The organism is Massilia cavernae (assembly GCF_003590855.1).
GTDB lineage: Bacteria > Pseudomonadota > Gammaproteobacteria > Burkholderiales > Burkholderiaceae_D > Telluria_A > Telluria_A cavernae.
On the sequence record NZ_QYUP01000058.1, the window covers coordinates 16933 to 27573 of the forward strand.

The following is a 10641-nucleotide window of genomic DNA, read 5'->3' on the forward strand; positions in this document are numbered from 1 at the left end:
CTTTTGATAGCAGAACTCTGAACCGGGGCAAAATGGCTGGCCGGGCAGTGCGCAACCAATTCGTCGCTACGGTCGACGGCGGTGGTGGCCGGGCGTCACAGCAACCGGAAGCCATATGCAGAGTAAAATAATACGATAGTCTTCAAACTTCATATAATGAATAATTCAGAAACTACCTCATCCGTTCCGCCCGAGCCCCGTGACGGGAATCGAGAGATTCTGGCTGATAAGTATTTTTCGAAGTCAGTCGAAGATAAGGACTATCGTTTCAAGCTGTTCTTGCGTCTTGGTGCCGTGAGTAGCCCGTCCAAGCAGATTCGTTTCGTTAACGTTCGGTTTGATCACAGTATTTTCGACGGATGCTATGTCCGTGACTGCGTCTTCGACTCATGCCAATTCGTGGGGTGTCGCTTCGTGAATAGTAATTTCCACGGATCGCGATTCTCCGGATGCAAATTCGATTACGCCACCTTTGAGAAGACCCAAATTGACAGCGAGATATTAGATCGGGAGGCACCGTGGCAAGAAAATCTAAAGATGCGCTTCGCGCGTTCGCTGCGTACGAACTATCAACAGTTGGGGGATGCCGAAGCCGTAAATCGGGCGATTTCTTTGGAATTGGACGCGACCAAGCAACATAATTATAAAGCATGGGCCTCTGGCGAATCATATTACGTTCGGAAGTATCCGGGGCTACAGAAAGTGAAGCGGTTCTTTCTTTGGCTAAAATTTATCCTTTTAGATTTTTGTGGGGTAATGGCGAAAGCGTTTTGAAACTTCTTCGGTCGCTTGGTTTTGCTATTCTTGGAATTGCACTCTTCGACACTTGGCTTTATAAGGATGCGTACAACATACATGACTATTTATCGTCACTGAATAATGCGCCGGCGATTTTCTTTGGGGCGACGGAGCAAGTGTCCTATGTGCCCTTGTATGCTGCCGTGATCGTGGCAACACGGTTGACTTTATTTGCGTTGTTCACGGCGATCTTAATAAAAAGGTTCAGCCGTCGATGAGTTCTCATATTTATGCTTTTGGTTCTATTTGCCGCGGCGAGATCACTCGCGGGTCGGATATTGACGTTCTTGCCTGTATAGATTCGCCTGACGATCGGTTCGATTCCGAGATTTTCTCTGTCTATACCTATGATCGGTTGAGAGAAATGTGGACATCGGGAAACCCGTTTGCATGGCATCTCGCTACGGAGTCGACGCTCCTATTCAGCAGTGACGGAACCGATTTTCTCAAATCGCTTGGCGTTCCGAAGCCATACCTCGATTCAAGAGGTGATTGTGAAAAATTTCAGATTTTATTTAGCGAATCATTGGCTTCTCTTCGGCAGACAAGCTCGAGTCGTGTTTTTAATCTCTCCTCGATTTTTCTGAGCATTCGAAATTTTGCAACTTGTTATTCTCTTGGCGCTGGAATTCCAATGTTTTCTCGACGATCGGCTTTTGCCATCGATCCGCCGGCTCCTATTGATGAATTGAGCTATTCAATTTTGGAACGTGCACGAATACTCGCCACCCGTGGAATTGGTGCTGACATCACCGGATCAGAGGTCGATCATGTATTGCCGCGTCTCTTTCCTATTGATCAGTGGATGCGCGAATTGTTAATGGAAATAAAATGAGCGAATTTAATAACCGGATCTCCGCCCAACGAAAAATTCTCTACATGGTTAACTCGCGGGCTTGGCAGGAGGAATTATTCAGCCTTGCCAGCAAGGCTATTGACCGTTGGTTAATTAAAAATCAATTGGATAGCACTTGTCGCCTAGCCGTCCTCGTACGGGAGGCTGGGGCAAAGCTTTTTTTCCTAGCTAATAAAAGTCAGGAGCAAGTGACTGAAGACTACGCAATGTTAGTGAGTGAAGTCGCGGCCCTTTCAGAAGCCATTCAGCGTGAGCTAAAGTGTCCGAGCTGAAGGGCATGGCCTGCCTGTAGTGGCGACAACCACGCTGACCATCCTGCTCCGTTGGGTGGCGAGGCCGCATGGTCTGCGGCAATGATATCGAGTAAGTGCCATCGCCTTCTTCTCGAACGGCAGCCTGCGGGCGTTGCACTCGTGCGCCAGCATTGGCGCAATCTTGGAGGTGCAATCCTGTGCGCCAGCAAGCTGGCAGAGATTTAGTTGTGCAGTCCAATACGGGAAGAAGTGCGAATCACTCTGGCCCAGTCATGCGTGCACATCCAGTGTGTGGCGAACGATTGACAGGCGCGAGACCGCAGGCCAGCCATTGAGCCCGCGAATATCATACAAATCTGGGATTCGACGGAGTAGGACTTACCGGTAAAGGCTATATTCGCGCTTTAACCTGCTGTTCATTTGCTTCCAACCGAGTAAGATATGCAGCACAGGAAGCAACTGAATTATTTCCTGAAACGCGTCTTATACCAAGCGGGTCTTGACACTTATCATGACTTCCATTACAAACGGAAAACTAGCGACAATGGCTGGCAGCATTTGCTCGATGAAATCGACAGTACGTCATCTGGGATGCGGCCAACGGTGAACTGCATCGCCTTCGTTCTCCCATGCCGACGCATGTCAAGAAATCCTGATCGCACCAGACTCAGGGCAAATCATCCCGGCCTAAGTTGCGGCGACAAGGCTGGTCATGGATCGCTTACACTACTGGCGTCCCCTATCCCGAGATTTGCGCTTAACCACACCGCGCGTGCCGTTCTTAACGGAATTCGGCGCGAATTTCTCAAATGCATGAATAATAATTATAGTTTCTTCGGTTTGCGTCTCGAAGGAGAGCTAATGACCATTTCTATTTATTTAAAGGAGATTCACTATGAACCATCGATGACGTACCTGTGCGGCGGCCTGCTGCTGGCTGCGAGCGCTGCGGCGAGCGCTTCACTGACATGACCATCGACCATGAACGTCCTGTCCGAAGCCGGGCCGGGCCGCCAGCACAGGACGGTCACCCATCAGGCGACAGCAAGCATTGCCGTCGTGTTCACCCGGCGCTGTAAGGGCATCGCGCCGGATTGCATCGGCTTCCACGTGCACGAGAACGCCAGCTGCCGAACAGCTGAGAAGGACGTCAATAAAGTCGCGGGCCAGGCGGCAGGACCCCCACTTCGACCCGGACAAGAACGGCTAAGCATGGCACGCCGTGGGCGAGTCCATCCCGGCGACCTGCCGGCGCGTTTGTCGATGCGATGTGGCCGAATGCGATGCATCCGTTCCTTTGCCCGCGCCTAAAATTCGAGTCTGAAGGGCAGGCCCTGATGATTCATTCGCCGACAACCAACGGCGACCATCCCGCGCCGCTGGCGGCGCGGGTCGCTCATGTCAGTGTGCCCTGATCATTAAGCGTCCATCCCTGCGTATCGAACGCACCTCGGGTGCCATTTGCATGTCGCTCTACGCTGAAAATGTAACACCTACAACAGCGGACGTCCGCGTACGCGATCTCGGTATTGCATTTTTGAATAGCTAAGTATTTGATTCCCGTGGTGACAGGCTAGAAACGCTTTTGCATATAGAAACAACTCGGTTACGCGCTCACGACGCCGGCGACCAGGTCCGCTCGATTGCCCTTGGCCGCGCAATGAGCGCCGCCCCATCAACCAGGAGAATTTAATATGAAGTTGCGCTATCTCGTGCCGGCCGTGTTGCTGCTGGCGTCCCTTTCTGCTCGCGCCGAGCTGATCCACCAGTACCGCCTGAACGGCACGCTCGCCGACGATATGCGCGGCAGGGCGCTGTTGTCGGCGGGCGGCACGTTCAGCGGCTCGCATTATGTGTTCGGCGCCAACCAGGGCCTCACGCTTGAAGAAAACCTGGGCTCGGTCTATACGATCGACTTTGCTTACAGCCTGGACAGCCAGGCGAGCTGGCGCAAGATCATCGACTTCGCCAACCGCACCCGCGACAGCGGCGTGTACACGCACAACGGTGGCGCTGCGATTTTTAACGGCGGCGGCACTTACGCCTCGCTCGGCAGGGTGGGGAACGGTGTGGAGAGCCAGTTCACGTTCACCCGCAACGCCGCCGGGATGACGCAGGCGTTTGTGAACAAGGAGCTGGTGCTCAGCTTTAACGACACGAACGGCGTACTGAAGTTCAGTACGAATTTCGCGAACTTCTTCATGGATGAGGGTGCCAACGGCGGCGAGGCGTCGGCGGGGAAGGTGGACTATTTGCGCATCTTCGATACGGCGCTGACGTCGGCGGAGGTTGCAGCGCTGGAAGCGCCGGTGGCGCCGGTGAATGATGTGCCGGAGCCGGCGACGGCCGCGTTGATGTTGTTTGGCGTGGGGATGTTGGGTGTGGCCCGCCGCCGCAAGTCCGCAGCTTGATTAAGAGGACATAGAAGGGCGGAAAAGCGATAGCGTCTACCGCGTGTGTGCGCCAACGCGGCGCAGGTTCATGCCGCGCGAAGGAGTTCATGTTGAGGGGGTGTCGCGTCGCGGGCAGCGGCGCGTTCTTTGTAGGTTGGAGAAGCGGCAGTCCGCGCTCCCCGCCCTACGTTTTTTTACTTGGCCGGTACCGCCGCGCGGATCTTCCCAAACGCATCGCCCGGTTTCCACGCCGGCATTTTTGGCGAGTTGGCAACCATGCGGCCCAGGTTCAGCGTGAACTGCGCCTGTTGCACCATGCCCGACAGGTCCCAGCTCGGATCGTACTCGTCCTTCACCTGGTGGTAGCGCGCAGCATATGACTTCTGCTTGGCCGCAGCCGCTTCAGTATCCTTGATGTAGTCGCGTCCGCCCGCGATCGAAAATGCCGGGATGCCAGCCTTGGCGAAGCTGAAGTGGTCGCTGCGGAAGTAGCCGCCCGACAGGTCCGGCGTCGGGGTGCTGACGGTCAGGCCCATCGCCTTCGCGGTCGCCGCCGCCATCGCGCCCAGATCGGTGCGTTCGCTGCCCTTGGTGCCGATGTCCTTGGCCGCGCCAATCCAGTTCAGGCTGTCAAGGTTCAGGTTGGCGGCGGTCTTTGCAGTCGGCCACAGCGGCGCCGATGCGTACGCAGCCGAACCCAGCAGGCCTTGTTCTTCGGCCGCTACCCACAGGAACATCTGGCTGCGCTTGGCCGGCGCGCGCACGGCCGCCTGCGCCATGGCCAGCAGGCCGGCGGTGCCCGACGCGTTGTCGACCGCGCCGTTGTAGATGTTGTCCGCGTCGTTGCCCTGCATGCCCAGGTGGTCCCAGTGCGCCGAGTAGATGACAACCTCGTTCTTCAGTTTCGGATCGGTGCCCGGCACGATGCCCGCCACGTTGAACTGCTCGATGTTGCGCACAGCCGCCTTCATCTCGCCCTTGACCTTGATGCCCAGCGGTACGGCCTTGAAGTCCTTCTTCTCGGCTGCGGCGCGCAGGGTGTCGAGGTCCTGGCCGGCTGCCTTGAAGATGGTGCGGGCGACGTCTTCGGTCATCCAGCCTTCCATCGGCGCGCCCAGTTCGCCTTGCGCCAGCTGGAAGCGTTCCGCCATCCAGCTGTTCTGCACCACGCTCCAGCCGTACGACGCCGACGCCGTGGTGTGGATCAGCAGTACGCCCGCTGCGCCCTGGCGCGCGGCTTCTTCGAACTTGTAGGTCCAGCGGCCGTAGTAGGTCAGGCCCTTGCCGCCGAAGCGCTCCGGCTCGGCTGCGGTCGGCATCGGATCGTTGACCATCATCACGACAACCTTGCCCTTGACGTCCAGGTCCTTGTAGTCGCTCCAGCCTTCTTCGGTGGCATTGATGCCGTAGCCGACGAAGACCATTTCCGCGTCCAGCTGGTGCACCGCCTTGGCGTCGCCCGGCGCCCACACCCAGTCGGTCCCGAATGCAAATGCCTGCGGCTTGCCGCCGATCTCGATGGCTATGCTGCTCTCCTTCGGCAACGCGTTCACGCCGGCGATCTTCACCGCCTGGCGGTAGCTGGTGCCGTTGCCAGGCTTCAGGCCCGCGGCCATCGCCGCCGCCTCGAGGTAGGCAACAGTCAGGTCGCCGCCGCGCTGGCCGGTGCCGCGACCTTCCATCAGGTCGCTCGACAGGAATGCCATGTGGCCGCGCAGCGGCGCTTCCTCAACGGTCGGGCCGGTTGCCGGCTTGGCTGCGTGGGCAGCGAAGGCGAGGGTCAGGCTGGAGGCAAAGGTGGCGGCCGCGACGGCCAGGAGCTTCTTTTGCATGGGTTCCCGAATGCATGGAGTGGATGAAGCCGACAATTGTATGCGATTCGGAAACTGTTGCATTGCAGCGATTTAGTGCCGCGCGGGAAAGGTATTGACGATGTTGTCGCAGGATGAAAAAACGCCCCGGCCGGGGAGAGGAGGCTCGATTTCCTTCGCGTCGGAACCTGGCAGCGGCACCGTCATATCCATCTCCCTGCCGCTTGATGTATCGTAGCGGTTTGCGCGATCCCGCTAATCTTTGACTTCACACGACAAAATCATGCTGAACGACCTGCAGACGCCCTATGAAAAGGGCAACAAGAACCAGACCACCACCTTGGCCGAGTGCATCGCCTGGTACGAAGAACTGGCCCGCCGCTATCCCGGCATCCTGAGTTTCGGCGTAGTCGGCACCTCGGATGCGGGCGTGCCGGTCCACGCGGGCGTCATCACCGCCGACGGCGTATTCGACCGCGAGCAGCTCAAGCGCGAAGGCCGTCCGGTCTTCTTCAACAATAACGGCATCCACCCGGGCGAGCCGGAAGGCGTCGACAGCTGCATGGCGCATGTGCGCGACTTCTGCACCCAGCCCGAGCGCCTGGCCGCGCTGGGCAAGACGGTCTTCCTGTTTGTCCCGATGTACAACGTCGACGGCAGCCTGAATCGCCAGAACACCTCGCGCGTGAACCAGGACGGCCCCGAGCAGTTCGGCTTCCGCGGCAACAGCCGCCACCTCGACCTGAACCGCGACTTCGTCAAGTGCGACACGCTGACCGCGCAGGTCTTCAACAAGCTGTTCACTGCCTGGGACCCGGACGTCATGGTCGACACCCACACCTCGAACGGCGCCGACTACAGCTACACCATGACCCTGATCCACACCCAGGCCGACAAGCTTGGCGGCGGCCTTGGCGGCTTCCTGCGCGACACCATGCTGCCGCACATGTTCAATGAGATGGAGAAGCGCGGCTGGCCGACCTGCCCGTACGTCAACCCGGTCAAGGACTGCCCGGACCACGGCATCGCCGAATTCCTCGAAACCCCGCGCTTCTCGACCGGCTACGCGGCCCTGAACAACACCATCGGCTTCATGCCCGAGACGCACATGCTCAAGCCGTTCAAGGACCGCTACGAGTCGATGCGCGCGCTGGTCGAAACCGCGCTCGATTTCACGGTGGCGAACGCGCAGCAGATCCAGTCGCTGCGCCGCGCCGCGAAGGCCGAGGGCAAGACCCGCCGCGAGTGGCCGATCCACTGGGCGATGGACGAAGAGAATGCGTCGACCTTCCGCTTCAAAGGCTATGAGGCACAGTACTCGCCCAGCGTGCTGGGTAACTACACCCGCCTGTCGTATGACCGCAGCAAGCCGTTCGAACGCGACATCAAGTACTTCAACAGCTTCCCGGCCGACATCGTCGTCAAGACCCCGCGCGCCTACGTGCTGTCGCAGGCCTGGCGTGAAGCGATCGAGCGGCTGGAGTGGAACGGCGTGAAGATGGAACGGATCGGCGCCGAGAAGACGGTCGATGTCGAGTATTACCACATCAAGTCGGTGACATCGCGCCCGAACGCCTACGAAGGACACATGTTCCACGACGATGTGCAGCTGGAGAAGCGCAGTGGGAAGGTGACGCTGCGTCCGGGCGACGTGTGGATTCCGCTGGACCAGGACAATGCGCGCTATGTGATCGAAACGCTGGAACCGCAGGCGCACGACAGCTTCTTCCGCTGGGGCTTCTTCAACAGCGTGCTGGAGAAGAAGGAAGCGTTTTCCGATTACGTGTTCGAAGACCACGCGCTGGAACTGCTGCGCGATGAGCCGGAGCTGAAGGCGAAGTTCGAGAAGTGGAAAGGAGAGAATCAGACGCTGCTGTCGAACCAGGAAGCGGTGCTGGACTTCATCTTCGCGAATTGCCAGCGGTACGTGGAACCGGAGTGGCGCCGATATCCGGTGTATTCGGTGGTTTGATTCGTATTCGGCGGATGACACGCTTCGCGCTCTTCCGCCCTACGGCCAACAGGTATTTTCGGATTCGACGGATGCGCTCCGCTTATCCGCCCTACGGGTCACATGGAACAAACACGTAGGGCGGATAAGCGGAGCGCATCCGCCGAACTGACTTATCGGCCCGACTCTTTCTCAATCCACCGCTGCACCTTCGCCTCCAACAACGACAACGGCACCGTTCCATCCTCCAGCACAATCTCATGGAACTTCGGCAAACTGAACTTGCTGCCAAGCGCCGCTGACGCCTTCTGCCGCAATTCCGCGATCTTCAGCGACCCGATCTTGTAGCCCAGCGCCTGCCCCGGCCACACCATGTAGCGCTCCGTCTCGCTGCGCGCCACAGCCTCGGTATACCCCAGCGTATCGCGCATGTACTGGATCGACTGTTCGCGCGTCCATCCCTTCGCATGCATGCCGGTATCCACCACCAGACGCACTGCGCGCAGCATCTCGTCGTTCAGGTGCCCGAAATAATCCTCCGGTTTTTCGAACAGTCCCATCTCCTTGCCCAGGGTCTCCGCATACAGCGCCCAGCCTTCGGTGAACGCGTTATTCCCGCCGAACTTGCGGAACATCGGCAGGTCCATCTCCTGCAGCAGCGCGATGTGGAAGTGGTGTCCCGGCTGGCCCTCATGCAGGAACAGCGTCACCATGCCGGTGCTGCCGTACTGCTTCGGATCGTTCACCACCGACCAGAAAACGCCAGGGCGCGAACCGTCGGACGCAGGCGCTGTGTAATGGTCCGACGCCGTAGCGCGGCTCAGTTCCGGCTCCAGGCGCAGGTCCAGCGGCGCCTTCGGCATCAGGGTGAACAGCGCAGGCAGCCTCTCGCGCAGCACCGCGTCGAGCTTGCGGTACACGTCGATGACTTCCTGCTCGGTCTTGAACGGACGGTACTTCTCCTGCTCCGCCACCCAGCCCGGCAAGCCAGCCGCAGGCCCGTTGTAGCCCATCTTCGGACCGGTCACGCCGTATTCCGCCTGGATGCGGGCGACTTCCTTCAAGCCTGTCGCGTGGATCTCCTCGGGACCCAGCGTGGTCGTGGTGGATGCCGCTACGTTCGCCTGGTACCACTCCACCCCGTGCGGCAGTGCGCTCCAGCCGGTGCTGGTGCGGGTCGCCGGCAGGTATTCCGTCTCGAGAAAGGTGCCCAGCTTCCGCAGCGACGGCATCAGTTTCTTCGACAGCGTCGCCTTGTACGCCGCGGTCAGTTCCTTCTTGTCCTTCGCGGAGAACGTCGCAGGCAGCTTCTTGATCGGCGTGTAGAAGATGTTGGTTTCCGGCGTGTCGCTGACCAGTTTCTGGAACTGAGGCAGCGCTGACGTCATCGGCGCGCGCGGCAGCACGACGCCCTTGCGCATCCCTTCGCGCATGTTGGCGATGGCCTGGTCGATCCATGCCGGCAGCTGGTTCAGGCGGTTCAGGTAGGCGCGATAGTGCTTCGCGGTCTTCAGCTGCTGCGCGGCCTCGCCGCCCGCGTAGTTGGCCAGCGTGACAGGCATGCTGTCCATCTGGTCCAGCGGCAGCAGGTGCTCCGGGAAGTCCTTGAACGTGATCGCCGTCTTCAGCTCGTATTCAAGGATGTCATGGTTGATCTGCGCGCCGCGGTCCAGCGTGTTGCGGTCGATCGCGTGCAGGCGCTTGAGGAAGGCTTCATAACGCGCATACTGTTTTGCGCGCACGGCTGGCGAGATGCTCATGCCGATCTGGTCGTCGAAGCGGTTGTCGCCACTTTCGGTTGCGCCAACCGGGTCGTAGCGGGCAACCGCGTCGTAGTATTCGTCGGCCAGCTTGTCGAGCTGCTTCTTCGATTGACTGGCCACCGCGCCGGCCACCTTGCCGGCAGGCTGTCCGGCTGCGATGGTCGCCGGCGCATAGGCCAGCATCAGTGCCGCGCTCAGCGCGCAGAGGGTGAGGCTTTTCTTCATGTTCAATTCCGTTCAGTTCAATTGTAGAAGCGCCATGCCGGGCGGAAGTCGCGCGCGATCTTTTCATTTTTCAGGCGGGCCCGAACCAGTTCGGCCGGCAGGATGCCGCCTTCGAGCACGCCGTCATGGAAGGCCTTCAGGCTCATGGCGCCGCCATCGACCAGCTCCTTCTTCAGCGAGCGCAGTTGCAGCGCGCCGATCATGTAGCCGGCCTGGTACAGCGGCGAGTAGTCGCCGTTGAACGAGCGGCGCACTTCGGCGCGCGCGTTGTCCGGTTCATGGCCGACGCGCTTGATCAGCATGTCCACCGCCTGCTCGGGCGTGATCTTCCCGAGGTGGAAGCCAAGCGAGAACAGGATGCGCGCGGCGCGGTGGTTCCTCCAGAACATCATGCCGATGCGGTCTTCCGGCTTCGCCGCGAACTTGCGGTCATACAGCAGCATCTCCCAGTACACCGCCCAGCCCTCGACGAAGAAGGGCGAGTCGAACAGCTTGCGCTGCGGCTGGTAGCGGTCGGCCATGAACATCTGCAGGTGGTGGCCTGGTATCAGCTCGTGGTGCACGACTGCGCGCGAGAAGTGCGGGTTATT

General features: G+C 59.3%; 9 protein-coding genes and 1 pseudogene. 7 read left to right on the forward strand and 3 right to left on the reverse strand.

Annotated elements, in window-relative coordinates; genetic code table 11:
• Positions 1-156: 156 nt before the first annotated feature.
• The 6 genes and pseudogenes from D3872_RS27405 to D3872_RS25975 form a co-directional block, all read left to right on the forward strand.
• Positions 157-444 (forward strand): annotated as a pseudogene (locus tag D3872_RS27405) (pentapeptide repeat-containing protein); the annotation flags it as partial.
• 206 nt (positions 445-650) lie between these two features.
• Entirely contained in the window at positions 651-1016 is a 366-nt protein-coding gene (locus D3872_RS26325) for a hypothetical protein (RefSeq protein ID WP_229459172.1), read from the forward strand.
• The gene (locus D3872_RS05345) at positions 1013-1633 is read left to right on the forward strand and encodes a nucleotidyltransferase domain-containing protein (RefSeq protein ID WP_119809812.1); all 621 of its coding nucleotides are present in this window, start codon (positions 1013-1015) and stop codon (positions 1631-1633) included. The genes D3872_RS26325 and D3872_RS05345 overlap by 4 nt, the downstream gene beginning before the upstream one ends.
• Positions 1630-1926, forward strand: a complete 297-nt coding sequence (locus D3872_RS05350) for a hypothetical protein (protein ID WP_119809813.1) — start codon at positions 1630-1632, stop codon at positions 1924-1926. Before D3872_RS05345 ends, D3872_RS05350 begins: the two co-directional genes overlap by 4 nt.
• A gap of 423 nt (positions 1927-2349) precedes the next feature.
• Positions 2350-2880: a hypothetical protein gene (locus D3872_RS25210; protein ID WP_147373805.1), complete on the forward strand. Its 531-nt coding sequence runs from the start codon at positions 2350-2352 to the stop codon at positions 2878-2880.
• Between the two features lie 722 nt (positions 2881-3602).
• Positions 3603-4319, forward strand: a complete 717-nt coding sequence (locus D3872_RS25975) for a PEP-CTERM sorting domain-containing protein (protein ID WP_220476891.1) — start codon at positions 3603-3605, stop codon at positions 4317-4319.
• Between the two features lie 176 nt (positions 4320-4495).
• Here D3872_RS25975 and D3872_RS05365 read toward each other — a convergent pair whose 3' ends face one another.
• Positions 4496-6133, reverse strand: a complete 1638-nt coding sequence (locus tag D3872_RS05365) for a M28 family peptidase (RefSeq protein WP_119809815.1) — start codon at positions 6131-6133, stop codon at positions 4496-4498.
• A 262-nt stretch (positions 6134-6395) separates the two neighbouring features.
• On the opposite strand from D3872_RS05365, the gene D3872_RS05370 reads away from it, so the two are divergent.
• Entirely contained in the window at positions 6396-8084 is a 1689-nt protein-coding gene (locus D3872_RS05370; protein WP_119809816.1) for a M14 family zinc carboxypeptidase, read from the forward strand.
• Between the two features lie 152 nt (positions 8085-8236).
• On the opposite strand, the gene D3872_RS05375 is transcribed toward D3872_RS05370, so the two are convergent.
• Positions 8237-10051, reverse strand: coding sequence for a DUF885 domain-containing protein (locus tag D3872_RS05375; protein WP_119809817.1), 1815 nt, complete (start codon positions 10049-10051; stop codon positions 8237-8239).
• Positions 10052-10068: 17 nt separating this feature from the next.
• The coding region (locus D3872_RS05380; protein WP_119809818.1) for a DUF885 family protein at positions 10069-10641 on the reverse strand (573 nt) is incomplete at its 5' end.